Origin of the sequence: Escherichia whittamii, from assembly GCF_014836715.1 — a bacterium.
GTDB classification, from domain to species: domain Bacteria; phylum Pseudomonadota; class Gammaproteobacteria; order Enterobacterales; family Enterobacteriaceae; genus Escherichia; species Escherichia whittamii.
Genome location: NZ_JACSQI010000003.1, coordinates 61,789 through 77,947, shown reverse-complemented (window position 1 = coordinate 77,947; position 16,159 = coordinate 61,789). Strand labels below are relative to the sequence as shown.

Sequence of the window (16,159 nt, the reverse complement as noted above, 5' to 3'; positions counted from 1 at the left end):
AAATGCCAGCCTTCGGGCTGGCATTTTTTATGGTTGAGCTACCAGCGACCGGACGCGCCGCCCCCGCCAGAAGAACCGCCACCGCCGCTAAATCCGCCGCCACTTGAGCCTCCACCGGAAGAGGATGAAGAAGAACCTTTTCTTGAAGCTCTTTCTTTACCGAGTTTCTTGTATTTGGCGCGTAACTTTTTATTCACCAGAAGCCAGAAGATAAGCAGTGGTACGATCGCAAAAGGCGTTAACATACCGCAGGCAACGATTAAAAATGTCCATGGCCCTGGCTCTGCAACATAGAGGAATACCATCCCATAAATTGCGCCGGTGAGTGCAATCCACGGTAAATTTGATGGTTCGGTAAAAATAATAAAATACGAAAGTACAGCCAGTAAAATAATTACAGCGACCGATAATGGAATTGGTGTTTTGATACTGTAATGATTTCCCCTGCCTTCCGGTAATTCTCCGTTCGACAGAAGCGCGCCGATATTTTCGCTGGCCAGTGTTAACCCTCCCATAAGATCATTGTTTTTGAACGCGGGGATCAATATATCACTGATAATCTTCGCAGCTTGTAGGTCAGTAACAACGCCCTCCAGCCCGTAGCCCACTTCAATACGAACAGTATGATCTTCCCAGGCGACCAGGAGTAAAATACCATCGTTACGCTGTGCATCGCCCAACTTCCAGCTATCAAAAACGCGCGTTGCATACTGTTCAATGGTATCATCTTCGGTGGATGGCACTATTAATACAGCGACCTGCGCCCGTGTTTTCTGTGTAATATCCTGCAGCTGCTGTGTTAGCGATTGCTGTTCAGACGTGCTTAACGTACCAGTAATATCGGTCACCTGTTGGCGCAGCTCCGGCACAGCAATTTGCTGGGCAAGCCCGGGAAGGCTCCACAAAGCAAGTAGAATAAAGATTAAGCGCATTACGATCACCAACGGCCGGATGAACCGCCGCCTCCTGAAGAACCACCACCACCGCGGAAAGAATTTCTCGACGAAGAGCGAGAATGAGCATTACGATTCCCCGTTTTCCTGTTGCTTTTTTCTCCTGCCCCCAGTTTAAGATTGCCAGTAAATTTGGCCACAATGATCAGCAGAACGATGCCAGCAATGGTTATTGGGCCGATAAAATGATCAATTAGCCCAATAATTGTTGAGATGAATGCAATATCTTTATTACTGGCGAACACCAGGCACCATCCCACAATAATTATCAGCATCACGACAAACAATGAATTTCGTCCTGATTCACGAACCTGCGGAGTCTTCTTTTGTTTTTTCACTTTAGCGTTTTTATTTTTTGGGGCCAGCATCATAGGAAATACGCGGCACATATTAAAAACTACCGCGAGACGCTGCTTGCAGGTTGCTGCTAACAATAAACTAAAACAAACGACCGATACCCGCCGAATGATGACATCGTCCTGAAAGGAGAAAAACCAGACCATAGGGGTAATCATCGATATCATCCATATGCCACGCCCTGGGCGGCTGGCAAATCGCCAGAGGACAACGATGGCAACGATCATCAGCAGTGTCCAGGCAAGACATGGCAGCGAACGTTGCGGATTAGCAAACAGATGATTGGCTAAAGCATCCAAAGGGCTAAGGTTCGCTTTGATATGGGTAAACTGTGCGATGCTTTCAATTCCGCCCGTTAATCCAGCAAAGAGATTGTTTTTTTCAAACCCTGATTGCATACGGTAACGAACAATTTGCGAAGCTTGTTCCGGTGGCAACATTTCTTCCAGTCCATGTCCAATCTTCATTGACGACTGCCCTTCCGGCCAAACGACGAGAATTAGGATACCTTCGCCGTACCGCTTCTCTCCAGCGGGTTTCCAGTGATATACCCCGTAGCTCTGCGAGGCTGCAAGTTTAATGTTTTTGCCCCCTGTGGTCGGCACAACCAACACTGCTACCTGGAAGTGGTTTTGCTGCTCAAGAGTCTGTAATTGTTGAGTTAAAGCAGTTTGTTCCTCTGGCGTTAACGTCCCGGTCAAGTCCGTTACATATGGCACTTGTTCAGCGAATACAGGAAAACCGAATAGCGCCAGAATCAGGATAAAAATACGCATAGCAATTCCTTTCGTTACCAGCGCCCGGAAGCGCCACCGCCACCAGATGAACCGCCGCCACCGCTGAAATTGTCATTGTCGAAAGAAGAGGATGATGACGACGAATCTCTGTAGTTAGAATTGCTTCTGGTATGACGTGATGGCTGGTTGGCATTACGCATTGAATCACGCACTTTTCTGCCGAAAGGGGTAAAGGCGATGGCGACAACCAGAAATGGTGTGGCGAAGCAGAGTAATGTTGCGAGCACTCCCCAGCTTCCGCTGAAACCGGCAATAGGTAAAACAAAGGCTAGTACAACAGCTGCGAAGCAAATCAATCCCAGCGTTTTGATATATCCCCTGGCGGAAATAAAGGTCAGTACTATCGCCCAGGCCAACAAAGCCCACCAACCGCTAAAGGGCAAAGGGTGATCGGTCGGTGTTATCGTTGCTAAATCATTCCCCGTCAGACGACTTTCAATATCGCTGATCCCCTTTTGCAAGCCGCCAGCCAGGTCGCCATTTTTAAATGCCGGAATAATACTGTTGCGAATAATTTTCCCGGACTGCGCATCTGTAATAACGCCTTCCAGCCCGTAACCGATTTCAATACGCACGGTATGATCCTGCCAGGCGACTAACAGCAGTACGCCATCATCGCGGTCTTTATCACCCGGTTTCCAGCTATCGAATACCCGCGTTGCGTACTGTTCAATGGTTTCATCACCTGTTGTTTCAACCACTAACACGACCAGTTGCGCCTGGCTTTTTTGCGTAAGGGCTTTAATCTGGTTGGTCAGGGTGTTTGCTTCGTTGTTCGTCAATGTGCCAGTTAAGTCATTCACATACTTGGGTATTTCAGGTACTGGAATTTGCGTGGCAAACGCAGATGAACAGAAGAAAGCCATAAGAAAGATAAAATATCGCATATGACTTCTCTGCTTAATGAGTATTAGTATTCTGGCTAAAATCTATTGTCGGGGCTTTACTTACTGCGGCGACATCATCCGGCAAATAATTTTTCTTTGGTGTGTAATCCATGACCTTTGCCGTTAATACAGCGGGAAATTTGCGGATGGTGACATTATATTGTTCAATGGCTTTAATATATCTTCCTCGCGCGACAGCAATTCTATTTTCGCTTCCTTCGAGTTGTACCATTAAATTTTGATAGAGTTCCTGGGCCTTTAATTCTGGATAACGCTCACTAATAATCGTTAACTGCCCGAGAGTGCGAGTCACCTGGGCCTGAGCTTGTTGCCAGGCTTGTAATTTTTGCTCATCTTCTGGCGTTTGTTGAAGATCGCTGCTGGCACGATTAGCCTGACTACGAGCTAACGTAACGGCCTCCAGCACCTCTTTTTCATGGCTGGAATAACCTTTAATGCTGGCGACAAGATTAGGAATAAGATCGGCACGGCGTTGATACTGATTCAATACTTCTGACCAGGAGGCATTGACCTGTTCATCATAGGTTTGAATATCGTTATAACCGCAACCTGATAAATTGAAAATAAATATAAATACGATGAATATTCTAAACATGTTTAAATTCCTTTTATTTAATCCTTTAAAACATAATACGCCGTTTCACTTTATTCTTAATGATCTGAGCCACTTTTTACGTTAAACCTGCCTGTAACAGAATGTTAATAAAGCATGAATATTGCGGCGAGATCTGCAATAATTAACAATTATCCACTTTACAGAGAATGCTATGCAGTACCCGATTAACGAGATGTTCCAGACCCTGCAAGGTGAGGGTTACTTTACCGGCGTCCCCGCTATTTTTATTCGTTTACAGGGATGCCCGGTCGGCTGTGCCTGGTGCGACACCAAACACACATGGGAAAAGCTTGAGGATCGGGAAGTCTCACTTTTCAGCATTCTGGGTAAAACGAAAGAGAGTGATAAGTGGGGAGCAGCAAGCAGTGAAGACTTGCTCGCAGTCATTGGTCGTCAGGGATACACCGCGCGTCACGTGGTGATTACGGGGGGTGAACCTTGTATTCATGATTTGCTGCCACTGACAGACCTGCTCGAAAAGAACGGTTTTAGTTGCCAGATAGAAACCAGCGGTACTCATGAAGTGCGTTGTACGCCGAATACCTGGGTCACCGTGTCGCCAAAGCTGAACATGCGTGGCGGCTATGAGGTGTTATCGCAAGCACTGGAGCGAGCTAACGAAATCAAACACCCCGTTGGACGCGTACGTGATATCGAAGCACTGGATGAATTGCTGGCGACGCTGACCGATGATAAACCGCGAGTCATTGCACTTCAGCCAATTAGCCAGAAGGAAGATGCTACGCGTTTATGTATCGATACCTGCATTGCGCGCAACTGGCGTTTGTCTATGCAAACGCATAAATATTTAAATATTGCCTGATTAAACATTTATAAGCGTTATAAATGGGTGGAACCTGTAAAGAACTCCACTCATTTATATTGTTTGTCACCTCTAAAAACTCATCCATTTTGCCCATCCTGGACTAATCATTGTCATTCTCTACAAATTCTGTGGCGTTAATTTTCGTAGGAGTGAAAATTATTACGTTGGAGTTTGGTTGATTGTGACTGGCTTAAAAAATCATTAATTAATAATAGATTATGTTTAGAGAGTTCCCCGCGTCAGCGGGGATAACCATTCAGGTATGTTCAGGGCAGTTTCCCGCCCGTTCTCTCCACTTATGCATTCGACCAGCTTTGAATAGCGTCCGTTTTCCCCAGCTCACCATGCATCACTTCATACGATTTTTTCAGGATCACATCAGTGTGTTTGGTTAACTCTTTGAAAATGCCTTTATTCATCGCATCGTAGCGTTTGGCATTGCTCTCAATCGGCATAAAGATATCTTTCACGCGAACCATTTTGTCGACAGCCGTTGCGTAATCCGGATACAGACCAAGCCCTACAGCCGTGTTGATCGCTGCTCCCAGGCTTGCACAGCCGTTAATAGCATTACGTCGTGCAGGAAGGTTGAACACATCGGCAAAAATTTGCATAAACAGATCGCTGTTCGAACCGCCGCCAGTAATGATCACATGCTTCGCAAAGTGATTCATTTCATGACACATATTGTCGTAGTTGTTCTTCAGCGTCAGCGCCACGCTTTCCAGAATCGAACGATAAATCCATGCGTAATCCATGCTGGAATCAAAACCGATCATAATCCCGCGTTTATACGGTTCCCACGGATTGGTCAGCCAGTCCAGCACCGTCATCAGCCCATTACAACCTGGTGGCACGTAAGATGCCTTGTTGTTGAGTAAATCTTCCGGTGAAAGATCCTGGGCTTTGGCATCCTGAATTAACGACTCGCCCAACATGTCGCGCAGCCAACTCACTGTCCACATGCCTTTGCGGATACCATAACCTTCATACAGCAACGTTTGCGGAATAGAAGACATAATCGGCCAGTACGCCAGCGGATCTTTCGGCAGTGCTTTACCGTTCATCATCAGCGCGATGTAGGTGCCAAGAGAAATCACCGCCGTTTCATCATCCAGTAACCCGGCTCCCAGTGCTTCTACTGGTTTATCGCTGGTGGTACAAACTACGGGCAGTCCAGCCGGGAAATGCGTCGCGAGCGCGGCTTGCGGTGTGATATGCCCAAGGACGGTGCCAGGCATTTGCACATCAAAAAGCATCTGGCGGGGGATATTAAACTTCTCCATTACCGCAGCATCTTCACTCCATGCCCAGGTCTTATAATCCACCGGCCACTGGCCAAAATAGTTAGCGATATTGTCCTTAAATTCGCCCGTTAAGCGATGCGTCAGGTAACCTGAAAAAGAGGTGACATACGCCACGTCAGGATTAGTATGTTCGTAAGGGCGGGTGACACGGGCATCCTGCCAGCTAATCAACGGTGCGGCAGGCGTGCCATCGGCTTTCAATAACGCGCGGCAGCAACGGATTGATCCCAGTCCGATGCCGACAATATCTTCTTTATTCCCGGCAAACTGGCTCATTAAATCGTGACCGGCAAAACATAATGATGCCCACAAATCGTCGTCAGGATGCTCTGCGGTATCGGCATCTGGCGTGTGCATCGGTTGTAATAAGCCTTTGCCTTCGCAAACCACGTTACCTTCCAGATCGTACATCACCACTTTTGTGCTCTGACTTCCGCCATCAATCCCTATGATGTATTTTTTCGACATGATTTTTCTCCTGTAATTTTTGGGGCTTACTTGCTGTTAGCCATTGCGGGGGCGCTATCAGCAGTACGAATTTTTTGGAACAGCAAAAAGGTAAAGACGATCACCATGCCGAGCGCCACCATGCCCATCAGCCACATGTTACGGTAGGCTTCTGCTGCGGGCAGGGTGTCCTGCCAGTGGCCGATAATCGGGTAAACGAAGACATCTGGCAGGAAACCAATCACCGAACAAATCCCCACGGTGGTTCCCATAATGTAAGACGGTGTCCTCGCTTCGCCGGGGCAGGCCCAGTAAAGCCCGCGTGAGGCGTAGCAGGTGAATCCCAGCAGCAAAATCAGGCCAATCCCCATCGCGACAGATTGCGGATTAGAGTTAGTCGCCAGCAGGGCAATCAATGCCAGCAAACCGACCACGGAAAGGATTTGGATCACACGGGTAGGGGATTTCACTTTGCTGTAGGTGGTGATGATGCCGCCAAGTGGGCCGCACAGGGCGCGGAAGATTTTGTTGATCACAATCCCCATATAGCTTGCCGCCACCAGCGACATGCCGTACATCTCGGTGAGATAGTTAGTGGAGTAACTCAGGATGGCGTAGATAGTGAAGACGCCAAAAATGACCATACTGCAATACCAGGTGGTGCTGATACGCAACACGGCCAGGATGTCGCTAAGTTGGAATGACTGTTTATCTTCGTTGTTGGTATTGCGCAACTGGTTGTTATCGCTCACAAAAAACCAGCACAAAACCCCCAGCAGCATGTATACCACACTGTAGATGATGATGACCGTTTTCAGGCTGGCGCTGTCATCCGGAGCGAAGCGAGAAAAGACCCACATGGTAAACACCGCCAGCGACATTACACCAACGCCACGTAGCCCTTCCATCCAGCCCATGATCTTCCCTTGCTCGCTATGATCGCCCAGCAATGAGGCGGCTTTTATCGACACCGACCACAGCATTAAAATCGTCGTTATCGCAAAGGCGACTTGAATACAGAGCATTACCCATAGTGGTGGATACGTTGCCATTAGCAGACCCAGCAATCCGGTAATGATCATCGCGGAAGTAATCATTTTGCGGTGTGAAAATTTATCGGCAATAACCCCGCTGGGGGCATAAAGAATAATAGCCGCAATACCAAAGGTACTCATTATTAAACCTATCTCGGTATTGCTGAATCCCATAAATTTCGCCATGGGAATTTGATAAATATAACGTAAATAAGCCAGGTCAAAACTAACTCCGCCGCTAAAACTAATTATCGCGAGGGTTATCCAACGGCGATATGAGTTGTGTTGCATATCGTATTCCCATTTATAATAGACAAAAAAAAGAGAAAAGTAAGCCGCCCTTTCAGGTGGATTACTTTTCTCAGCTCTCTAGTAATTGCAATAAGAAATAACATGGAAAGAAAAGGTGTTGTGTGAGAGTAATCACGCTTCTGCTTTTTAAAACTATTTGATAATACGAACAACACTCTGTGATTACGATCACATTAGCAGTTATGCCCTTATGCTAAAAATTATCTCCAGTTACCAGAGATAATGAGAAAGGTAACTTCCCTCTCGCGGGGGAAGTTACCTTTCTTTTTTTTTGCCTTACGGAAATTGGAGCTAACTATGTCAATCGAATCTCTCAATGCGTTCTCAATGGATTTTTTCTCCCTGAAAGGTAAAACAGCAATTGTTACCGGCGGGAATAGCGGTTTAGGCCAGGCATTTGCAATGGCGCTGGCCAAAGCAGGTGCAAATATTTTTATTCCAAGCTTCGTCAAAGATAACGGCGAAACAAAGGAAATGATTGAAAAACAGGGTGTTGAAGTGGACTTCATGCAGGTGGATATCACCGCAGAAGGCGTGCCGCAGAAGATTATCGCTGCCTGCTGTGAGCGTTTCGGCACAGTCGATATTCTGGTTAACAATGCCGGTATTTGTAAGCTGAATAAGGTGCTGGACTTCGGTCGTGCCGACTGGGATCCAATGATTGATGTGAATCTGACCGCCGCATTCGAGTTAAGCTATGAAGCAGCAAAAATTATGATCCCGCAGAAAAGCGGTAAAATCATTAATATCTGTTCATTGTTCTCTTACTTAGGTGGCCAATGGTCACCCGCATATTCTGCAACTAAACACGCCCTTGCCGGATTCACCAAAGCCTATTGCGATGAATTAGGCCAATATAATATTCAGGTGAATGGTATTGCTCCTGGATATTACGCTACCGATATCACCCTGGCGACCCGTAGTAATCCAGAGACTAACCAGCGCGTTCTTGATCATATTCCAGCAAACCGTTGGGGCGATACTCAGGATTTAATGGGCGCAGCCGTGTTCCTCGCAAGCCCGGCTTCAAATTATGTTAACGGGCATTTATTAGTGGTCGATGGCGGTTATTTAGTGCGCTAATCCATAACGGTGGTTTCTGCTTTCTTTTATTAATGACCATTCCATTTTTATTATCAGGAAGGAATTACTATGTCTTTATCTCGTGCAGCGATTGTCGACCAGCTAAAGGAAATTGTTGGTGCAGATCGCGTAATTACCGATGAAACGGTATTAAAGAAAAACAGTATTGACCGTTTTCGCAAATTTCCGGATATTCATGGTATTTATACTTTGCCTATTCCGGCAGCAGTCGTAAAACTTGGCTCTACAGAGCAAGTATCCCGTGTGCTGAATTTTATGAATGCGCACAAGATTAACGGTGTGCCGCGTACCGGCGCTTCCGCGACCGAAGGCGGGCTGGAAACCGTTGTGGAAAACTCGGTAGTGCTTGACGGCTCTGCAATGAATCAAATCATTAATATTGATATTGAGAATATGCAGGCCACGGCGCAATGCGGTGTTCCGTTGGAAGTGCTGGAAAACGCGTTGCGTGAAAAAGGCTACACCACGGGGCATTCTCCGCAGTCAAAACCGCTGGCGCAGATGGGCGGCCTGGTGGCAACCCGCAGTATCGGGCAATTCTCCACACTCTACGGCGCAATTGAGGATATGGTCGTTGGCCTGGAAGCGGTACTGGCAGATGGCACCGTAACACGCATTAAAAACGTGCCGCGTCGCGCGGCTGGCCCCGACATTCGTCACATCATCATCGGCAATGAAGGCGCACTGTGCTATATCACTGAAGTAACAGTGAAAATCTTTAAATTCACCCCGGAAAACAACCTCTTCTACGGCTATATCCTGGAAGACATGAAAACCGGCTTCAACATCCTGCGTGAAATCATGGTGGAAGGGTATCGTCCGTCGATTGCCCGTTTGTATGACGCTGAAGATGGCACACAACACTTCACCCATTTTGCCGATGGTAAATGCGTGCTGATCTTTATGGCTGAAGGCAATCCGCGCATCGCACAGGCCACGGGCGAAGGGATTGCAGAAATCGTTGCCCGCTACCCGCAATGCCAGCGCGTGGACAGCAAACTTATCGAAACCTGGTTTAATCATCTGAACTGGGGACCAGATAAAGTGGCTGCCGAACGTGTGCAGATCCTCAAAACCGGCAACATGGGCTTTACCACCGAAGTCTCCGGCTGCTGGAGCTGCATCCACGAAATCTACGAAAGCGTTATAAACCGTATTCGTACTGAATTCCCCCACGCCGACGACATCACTATGTTGGGCGGTCACTCCTCTCACAGCTACCAGAACGGCACCAACATGTATTTCGTCTACGACTACAACGTTGTTGACTGCAAGCCGGAAGAGGAAATCGACAAGTACCACAATCCGCTCAACAAAATTATCTGCGAAGAAACTATTCGCCTCGGCGGTTCGATGGTGCACCACCACGGCATTGGTAAACATCGCGTTCACTGGAGCAAGCTGGAACATGGTAGCGCATGGGCGTTGCTGGAAGGGCTGAAAAAACAGTTTGATCCTAACGGCATTATGAACACGGGTACTATCTATCCGATTGAAAAATAATGTGTCAGGCAGCGTTCCGTAATGACGGGGCGTTGCCTTTTCGGCTTCTCAACCGGGAAGCCGTTCTTATTACCGGACAATGAAGGGGTAAAGATGAACACTTCACCGGTGCGAATGGATGATTTACCGCTTAACCGTTTTCACTGTCGAATTGCTGCGCTCACTTTCGGCGCGCACCTGACAGACGGTTATGTTCTTGGCGTCATTGGTTACGCCATTATTCAGCTTACTCCAGCCATGCAACTGACGCCGTTTATGGCGGGAATGATAGGGGGCTCGGCGCTCCTTGGCCTGTTTATCGGCAGCCTGGTTCTGGGCTGGATCTCCGACCATATTGGTCGGCAAAAAATCTTCACTTTCAGCTTTATGCTGATTACGTTCGCCTCGTTTTTGCAATATTTCGCCACTACGCCAGAACAGCTGATTGGGCTGCGCATTTTGATCGGCATTGGTCTGGGAGGCGATTACTCAGTAGGTCACACCTTGCTGGCTGAATTTTCCCCGCGCCGCCATCGCGGTATTTTGCTGGGTGCATTCAGCGTGGTGTGGACCGTAGGCTATGTGCTGGCAAGTATTGCCGGACATCACTTTATTTCCGAAAACCCGGAGGCCTGGCGCTGGCTGCTGGCATCGGCAGCTCTGCCCGCATTGTTGATTACGTTATTACGCTGGGGAACGCCAGAATCGCCACGCTGGCTGCTACGCCAGGGACGTTTTGCAGAAGCTCACGCTATCGTGCATCGCTATTTTGGTCCCCATGTTTTATTGGGCGATGAAGTCGCAACGGCGACCCATAAACACATCAAAACTTTGTTCTCTTCGCGCTACTGGCGACGCACGGCGTTTAACAGCGTGTTCTTTGTCTGCCTGGTGATCCCGTGGTTTGTTATTTATACCTGGCTGCCGACCATCGCCCAGACTATTGGTCTGGATGATGCGCTGACTGCCAGCCTGATGCTTAATGCGTTGTTGATTGTTGGCGCGCTACTGGGATTAGTTCTGACGCACCTGCTGGCCCATCGCAAATTTTTGCTGGGAAGTTTTTTGCTACTGGCGGCAACGCTGATGGTGATGGCCTGTTTGCCTTCCGGTAGCTCGTTAACGCTGCTGCTTTTTGTTCTCTTCAGTACCACCATTTCGGCGGTCAGTAATCTGGTGGGCATTTTGCCTGCGGAGAGTTTTCCTACCGACATTCGCTCGTTAGGCGTCGGTTTTGCCACCGCCATGAGTCGGTTGGGGGCGGCGGTAAGTACTGGCCTGCTGCCGTGGGTGCTGGCGCAGTGGGGAATGCAAGTTACCTTATTGCTCCTGGCGGCAGTGTTGTTGGTTGGTTTTGTTGTGACCTGGCTATGGGCGCCAGAAACTAAAGCTCTCCCGCTGGTGGCGGCGGGAAATGTAGAGCAACGACAGGGAGGTGTGAATGAACATTCTGTTAGCGTTTAAAGCCGAACCGGATGCCGGGATGTTGGCGGAAAAAGAGTGGCAGGCGGCGGCTCAGGGTAATAGCGGACCGGATGTTTCGCTGCTGCGAAGTTTACTCGGTGCTGATGAACAGGCCGCTGCCGCGCTGCTGTTGGCGCAGAGAAAAAACGGCACGCCGATGTCTTTAACCGCGTTAAGCATAGGCGATGAACGGGCGTTGCACTGGCTGCGTTATCTTACGGCTCTTGGGGTTGAGGAAGCTGTATTGCTGGAGACGGCGGCAGATCTGCGTTTTGCGCCGGAATTTGTCGCCCGACATATTGCCGAATGGCAGCGCCAGAATCCGCTGGATCTGATCATTACCGGCTGCCAAAGCAGCGAAGGGCAGAACGGGCAAACGCCATTTTTGTTGGCGGAAATACTGGGCTGGCCCTGTTTCACCCAGGTGGAGCGTTTTACACTCGACGCGCTGTTTATCACTCTCGAACAGCGTACTGAAAACGGGCTGCGCTGTTGCCGTATCCGCTTGCCTGCGGTGATTGCTGTACGTCAGTGCGGTGAAGTGGCTTTGCCAGTACCGGGAATGCGACAGCGAATGGCGGCGGGGAAAGCGGAAATTATCCGCAAAACTGTTGCTGCCGAATCGCCAGCGATGCAGTGCCTGCAGCTGGAAAGGCCAGAGCAACGACGCGGTGCAACGCTTCTTGATGGGCAAACGGTAGCAGAAAAAGCGCAAAAACTGTGGCGGGATTATTTGTGCCAGAGGATGCAGCCATGAATATCGCAATAGTGACCATAAATCAGGATTATGCCGCAATAGCGAGCTGGCTGGCGGAGCAGGATTTCAGCGGTAGCACACTAATCCACTGGCAAATCGAGCCGCAGCCGATGGTCGCGGAACAGGTGCTGGATGCGCTGGTGGAACAGTGGCAGCGAACGCCTGCTGAAGTTGTCCTCTTTCCTCCGGGAACGTTTGGTGATGAACTGTCGACCCGGCTGGCCTGGCGTTTACATGGAGCCAGTGTCTGCCAGGCGGTTTCATTAGATATACCGACCGCAAGCGTGCGCAAATCCCACTGGGGAAATGCGCTAACGGCGACGCTGCAAACAGAAAAACGCCCGCTATGCATCTCCCTGACGCGCCAGGTTGGAGTGGCGAAAAACGTCACGTTGCCATCAGGTATGCAACAACTGAATATTGTTCCCGGAGCGCTTCCCGACTGGCTGGTGGGTATAGAAAACCTGAAAAATGTTACCCGTGACCCATTAGCTGAGGCCAGACGAGTACTGGTGGTGGGGCAGGGCGGCGAGGCAGATAGCCAGGAAATCGCTATGCTGGCTGAAAAGCTGGGAGCAGAAGTGGGCTACAGTCGGGCGCGAGTGATGAACGGTGGTTTTGATGCCGAAAAGGTCATTGGTATTTCCGGGCATCTGCTGGCGCCAGATGTTTGCATTGTGGCGGGCGCATCCGGTGCGGCAGCGTTAATGGCGGGAGTACGCAATAGCAAGTTTGTGGTGGCTATTAATCATGACGTCAGCGCGGCGGTATTTTCACAGGCAGATGTTGGTGTGGTGGATGACTGGAAAGCCGTGCTGGAGGCATTGGTGGCAAATATTCACTCAGATTGCCAATAACATACAGCCGGATGCGGCGTGGACGCTTTATCCGACCTACGGTTCTGGGCTCGGGACAGGTAGGCCTGATAAGACACGTTAGCGTCGCATCAGACGCTGAATGCCGGATGTTGCGTGCGGCCTATAAATAACACAAATTCAATTCGTTACGATTATCACGTCAAAGCAACTTTTTCGCTAACGTCCAGACCCCGGTATTCGTGGTGGAAAGCGCCACGACACCCGCGTTAATTGCATTACGCGCATCTTCTTCATCGCACACCAGCCCGCCTGCAATCAGCGGCTGGCGGATTTTCTCCGTCACCCAGCCCAGCACTTTGGGCATACAGCCTGGCAGGATCTCAATACAATCCGGATTCGATTGCGCAACTTGTTTATCAATGTTGTGAAACGAAATCGAATCGACAATAAACAAGCGATGAATACAGAAAAAACCTTCTGCTCTGGCAGCTTTCAACATTGAGGCTTTGGTACTGATTATACCGTCCGCTTCGGTCACCAGTTTCAGAAATTGAATCACCACTTCTTTGTTCGATGCGCCTTCCAGCAAATCGACATGGATAAAGGCATATTTCCCGGCATTTTTAATCTTTTTAACGATATGACTGATGGTGCAGATATTGCCGTACAACACGGAAATAAACCGACATTCAGAGTCGATTGCCAGTTGCAGGCTGGCATTGTCTTTAACGGCAGCAATCACCGGATTCTGACGGAGCAGGTGTAAGAGGGACATAAATTATCCTTGTTATTTATCCAAAGCGGTAGGTGATGCCGAATCCGGAAGGCGGATAGCGCCACTGTTGTAGTGTTTTTTCGTCGCACAGCAAACGGCAGGTTCCGCACTCAAGGCAACCGCGATAATCAACGCGCAAGTCCCCTTCCGGCGTGAGCGCAAAAAGCCCTGCCGGACAGGCGTTAATCAACCGTTGTGCCGTCGGGCGCTCAACGTATTTAGCGGGAACAATATGCGGCGCATCAGCAGCGCGCCAGAAATTACGGGCTACAGACATCGGATACTCCTGATAACATCGCCCGCCAGATGCCACAGGCCATGACGACGTAAATGGCGCCAGAGTAACTGGCGCAGCGGCGGGACAGGTTTATCCCCCTGATTCCATAAATCACGGGAAATATCCTGCATTAACGCAGGCCACATCCGATACCAGCCTGGGCGTTGCAAAAGCGCCGGAACATGCTGATAACGCTGTAGAACATCCCACAGGAGACTGCGTTCTACGTTGTGATGATAAAGCGGAAACAGATTTTGCGGTTCGCGTTGCTGACAGGCGCTTATCAGGGTTTGTGCCGCCGCTTGTGCGCCAGTCAACGCCATATCCATACCGCGCACGGAAATTCCGGTATTGACGCAACTACGCAACGCATCCCCCACCAGCAGCCAGCCGTAACCAGCATATTGTACCGGCATACTGTGCAGACCACCTTCCGGCACCAGATGCGCGCCATACTCCAGCGATTGCGTGTTTTTGATAAGCGGGCGCACTGCCGGATGTGTTTTAAAACGAGCCAACAGCTCGCTTGCCGGAACACGGCTTTGTGCAAGGGAAGAGAGCGGGCAAACAATCCCAACTGATAGCGTTTGTTGATTGGTATAAAAAAATGCGCCACCGGGCAGGTCATCACAGATTTCGCCGCTGAACAGCATTGCCGCACCTTCGTTGCTTTCCAGATGAAAACGCTCTTCGATAACGGACCTCTCCAGTGCCAGCACTTCTTTGATACCCAACGCCATAGATTCGCCAGCAGGGCGGGTAACTAATCCGTGTCGTTCCGCCAGGAGGCTATTGGCACCTTCTGCCAGGACGACATAACGGGCGCGGAGAATATCATCGCCACAGATAACGCCACACACTCTGCCGTTTTCTTCATACAGCGCATCTACCGTCGCACCAGGGATACACTCGACACCTTCTTTTTCGGCTTCTGCAACCAGCCACGGATCGAACCGCGCGCGTAACACGCTCCATGATTCGCCGCTGGGCAGTAAGCTGGAAAATGTCGTTGCGCCATCCGGCGTTAACAGGGAAAGGCTTTCGTGAGTGATGCGACGCTCAAGGGGCGCGGTCAGATGAAATTGGGGGAGGAGTTCCGCGAGTGCATGGGTATATAGCCGTCCGCCGGAAAGATTTTTACTGCCGGGAATTTCAGCGCGTTCCAGTAACAGAACAGACAAACCCGCTCGCGCGCAGCGTAATGCACAAGCGGTGCCCGCAATGCCGGCACCGATAATAATAATGTCGCAGTCATCTTCCATGGTGTGCTCCAGTTATCCTGAGCGCAACACCCTAACATGGCGTTACTTAAGGGAAATTGACCGCCGACACACTCTTATCATTCGCCGCGATAGATACAGCCCGCAGTGCAGGTTTCTTTCACCATCACCGCACTTAATAGCGGCACAACAGGTTTAACTTGATCCCAAATCCATTTTGCTAAAACTTCGCTGGTCGGGTTTTCCAGACCGGGTATATCATTGAGATAATAGTGGTCCAGGCGATCGTAGGTCGGTTTAAACGCCGCTTTCAGTTCAGCGAAATCGATAATCCAGCCCGTATGTGGATCGACTTCCCCTGTAATTTCCAGGCGCACCATAAAAGAATGCCCGTGTAAGCGCCCGCACTTATGTCCTTGTGGGACGTGCGGCAGACGGTGAGCGGCTTCGAAGGTGAAATCTTTAAATAACGTGGTGGACATCATAATTTCTCTACAGGACGATAAAACCGCCGTAGAGTACCGGAAAGCCTGTTTTTTCGCATTACTAAAAACAGGTTTGTTGCGCAAAATGACCGATTTAACTTAATTGCGGTCGATATTTATCTATTTTTCATTGAGTTAATAAATCTATTTTGTTGTTAAAGACTATTGCTAAAACAGGTTAGTCGATTTGGTTATTAGTTATCGCTATCCCGTCTTTAAT

Annotated in this window: 15 protein-coding genes and 1 pseudogene; 6 read left to right on the top strand and 10 right to left on the bottom strand. The window is 49.3% G+C overall.

What is annotated here, in order from left to right:
• Nucleotides 1-38 precede the first annotated feature (38 nt).
• The 4 genes and pseudogenes from H9644_RS06160 to H9644_RS06145 all read right to left on the bottom strand — a co-directional run bounded on the left by H9644_RS06160 (nucleotide 39) and on the right by H9644_RS06145 (nucleotide 3,610).
• A complete protein-coding gene (locus H9644_RS06160) occupies nucleotides 39-941 on the bottom strand; it encodes a TPM domain-containing protein (RefSeq protein ID WP_123057964.1) in 903 nt (300 codons plus the stop codon).
• Nucleotides 938-2,086, bottom strand: coding sequence for a TPM domain-containing protein (locus tag H9644_RS06155; RefSeq protein ID WP_064528177.1), 1,149 nt, complete (start codon nucleotides 2,084-2,086; stop codon nucleotides 938-940). The genes H9644_RS06160 and H9644_RS06155 overlap by 4 nt, the downstream gene beginning before the upstream one ends.
• A 236-nt stretch (nucleotides 2,087-2,322) precedes the next feature.
• Nucleotides 2,323-2,994, bottom strand: a pseudogene (locus H9644_RS06150) (TPM domain-containing protein); the annotation flags it as partial.
• Between the two features lie 13 nt (nucleotides 2,995-3,007).
• A complete protein-coding gene (locus H9644_RS06145) occupies nucleotides 3,008-3,610 on the bottom strand; it encodes a LemA family protein (RefSeq protein WP_064528171.1) in 603 nt (200 codons plus the stop codon).
• Between the two features lie 172 nt (nucleotides 3,611-3,782).
• Between H9644_RS06145 and queE the strand changes: the two genes are divergently transcribed.
• On the top strand, nucleotides 3,783-4,454 hold the full coding sequence (queE, locus tag H9644_RS06140; protein WP_064528168.1) for a 7-carboxy-7-deazaguanine synthase QueE: 672 nt from the start codon (nucleotides 3,783-3,785) through the stop codon (nucleotides 4,452-4,454).
• Nucleotides 4,455-4,753: 299 nt separating this feature from the next.
• On the opposite strand, the gene H9644_RS06135 is transcribed toward queE, so the two are convergent.
• Both H9644_RS06135 and H9644_RS06130 read right to left on the bottom strand, forming a co-directional pair.
• Nucleotides 4,754-6,232, bottom strand: coding sequence for an FGGY-family carbohydrate kinase (locus H9644_RS06135; protein WP_064528163.1), 1,479 nt, complete (start codon nucleotides 6,230-6,232; stop codon nucleotides 4,754-4,756).
• A 26-nt stretch (nucleotides 6,233-6,258) separates the two neighbouring features.
• The gene (locus H9644_RS06130) at nucleotides 6,259-7,536 is read right to left on the bottom strand and encodes an MFS transporter (RefSeq protein WP_064528160.1); all 1,278 of its coding nucleotides are present in this window, start codon (nucleotides 7,534-7,536) and stop codon (nucleotides 6,259-6,261) included.
• Between the two features lie 318 nt (nucleotides 7,537-7,854).
• On the opposite strand from H9644_RS06130, the gene H9644_RS06125 reads away from it, so the two are divergent.
• From H9644_RS06125 to H9644_RS06105, 5 genes are all read left to right on the top strand, one after another.
• Nucleotides 7,855-8,640, top strand: a complete 786-nt coding sequence (locus H9644_RS06125; RefSeq protein ID WP_137566600.1) for an SDR family oxidoreductase — start codon at nucleotides 7,855-7,857, stop codon at nucleotides 8,638-8,640.
• 69 nt (nucleotides 8,641-8,709) lie between these two features.
• Nucleotides 8,710-10,164, top strand: coding sequence for an FAD-binding oxidoreductase (locus H9644_RS06120; protein ID WP_064528154.1), 1,455 nt, complete (start codon nucleotides 8,710-8,712; stop codon nucleotides 10,162-10,164).
• Between the two features lie 21 nt (nucleotides 10,165-10,185).
• A complete protein-coding gene (locus tag H9644_RS06115; RefSeq protein WP_191773777.1) occupies nucleotides 10,186-11,607 on the top strand; it encodes an MFS transporter in 1,422 nt (473 codons plus the stop codon).
• A complete protein-coding gene (locus H9644_RS06110) occupies nucleotides 11,585-12,364 on the top strand; it encodes an adenine nucleotide alpha hydrolase family protein (RefSeq protein ID WP_191773775.1) in 780 nt (259 codons plus the stop codon). The genes H9644_RS06115 and H9644_RS06110 overlap by 23 nt, the downstream gene beginning before the upstream one ends.
• Nucleotides 12,361-13,221 carry an electron transfer flavoprotein subunit alpha/FixB family protein gene (locus tag H9644_RS06105; protein ID WP_191773774.1) on the top strand — a complete coding sequence of 287 codons (861 nt, stop codon included), beginning with the start codon at nucleotides 12,361-12,363 and terminating at the stop codon, nucleotides 13,219-13,221. Before H9644_RS06110 ends, H9644_RS06105 begins: the two co-directional genes overlap by 4 nt.
• Before the next feature lie 160 nt (nucleotides 13,222-13,381).
• Here the strand turns inward: H9644_RS06105 and H9644_RS06100 are convergent, their stop codons facing one another.
• From H9644_RS06100 to queD, 4 genes are all read right to left on the bottom strand, one after another.
• Complete coding sequence (locus H9644_RS06100; RefSeq protein ID WP_130214505.1) at nucleotides 13,382-13,957, bottom strand: glycerol-3-phosphate responsive antiterminator; 576 nt, start codon at nucleotides 13,955-13,957, stop codon at nucleotides 13,382-13,384.
• A gap of 16 nt (nucleotides 13,958-13,973) precedes the next feature.
• The gene (locus H9644_RS06095) at nucleotides 13,974-14,234 is read right to left on the bottom strand and encodes a ferredoxin family protein (protein WP_191773771.1); all 261 of its coding nucleotides are present in this window, start codon (nucleotides 14,232-14,234) and stop codon (nucleotides 13,974-13,976) included.
• Complete coding sequence (locus H9644_RS06090; RefSeq protein WP_191773769.1) at nucleotides 14,225-15,496, bottom strand: FAD-dependent oxidoreductase; 1,272 nt, start codon at nucleotides 15,494-15,496, stop codon at nucleotides 14,225-14,227. Before H9644_RS06090 ends, H9644_RS06095 begins: the two co-directional genes overlap by 10 nt.
• 77 nt (nucleotides 15,497-15,573) lie before the next feature.
• Nucleotides 15,574-15,939: a 6-carboxytetrahydropterin synthase QueD gene (gene queD, locus H9644_RS06085; RefSeq protein ID WP_016159619.1), complete on the bottom strand. Its 366-nt coding sequence runs from the start codon at nucleotides 15,937-15,939 to the stop codon at nucleotides 15,574-15,576.
• Nucleotides 15,940-16,159: the final 220 nt, after the last annotated feature.

Coding starts and splice junctions, on each gene's coding strand:
- H9644_RS06155 (WP_064528177.1), bottom strand. CDS start 2,086: ATGCGTATTTTTATCCTGATTCTGGCGCTATTCGGTTTTCCTGTATTC.
- H9644_RS06145 (WP_064528171.1), bottom strand. CDS start 3,610: ATGTTTAGAATATTCATCGTATTTATATTTATTTTCAATTTATCAGGT.
- queE (WP_064528168.1), top strand. CDS start 3,783: ATGCAGTACCCGATTAACGAGATGTTCCAGACCCTGCAAGGTGAGGGT.
- H9644_RS06135 (WP_064528163.1), bottom strand. CDS start 6,232: ATGTCGAAAAAATACATCATAGGGATTGATGGCGGAAGTCAGAGCACA.
- H9644_RS06130 (WP_064528160.1), bottom strand. CDS start 7,536: ATGCAACACAACTCATATCGCCGTTGGATAACCCTCGCGATAATTAGT.
- H9644_RS06125 (WP_137566600.1), top strand. CDS start 7,855: ATGTCAATCGAATCTCTCAATGCGTTCTCAATGGATTTTTTCTCCCTG.
- H9644_RS06120 (WP_064528154.1), top strand. CDS start 8,710: ATGTCTTTATCTCGTGCAGCGATTGTCGACCAGCTAAAGGAAATTGTT.
- H9644_RS06115 (WP_191773777.1), top strand. CDS start 10,186: ATGACGGGGCGTTGCCTTTTCGGCTTCTCAACCGGGAAGCCGTTCTTA.
- H9644_RS06110 (WP_191773775.1), top strand. CDS start 11,585: ATGAACATTCTGTTAGCGTTTAAAGCCGAACCGGATGCCGGGATGTTG.
- H9644_RS06105 (WP_191773774.1), top strand. CDS start 12,361: ATGAATATCGCAATAGTGACCATAAATCAGGATTATGCCGCAATAGCG.
- H9644_RS06100 (WP_130214505.1), bottom strand. CDS start 13,957: ATGTCCCTCTTACACCTGCTCCGTCAGAATCCGGTGATTGCTGCCGTT.
- H9644_RS06095 (WP_191773771.1), bottom strand. CDS start 14,234: ATGTCTGTAGCCCGTAATTTCTGGCGCGCTGCTGATGCGCCGCATATT.
- H9644_RS06090 (WP_191773769.1), bottom strand. CDS start 15,496: ATGGAAGATGACTGCGACATTATTATTATCGGTGCCGGCATTGCGGGC.
- queD (WP_016159619.1), bottom strand. CDS start 15,939: ATGATGTCCACCACGTTATTTAAAGATTTCACCTTCGAAGCCGCTCAC.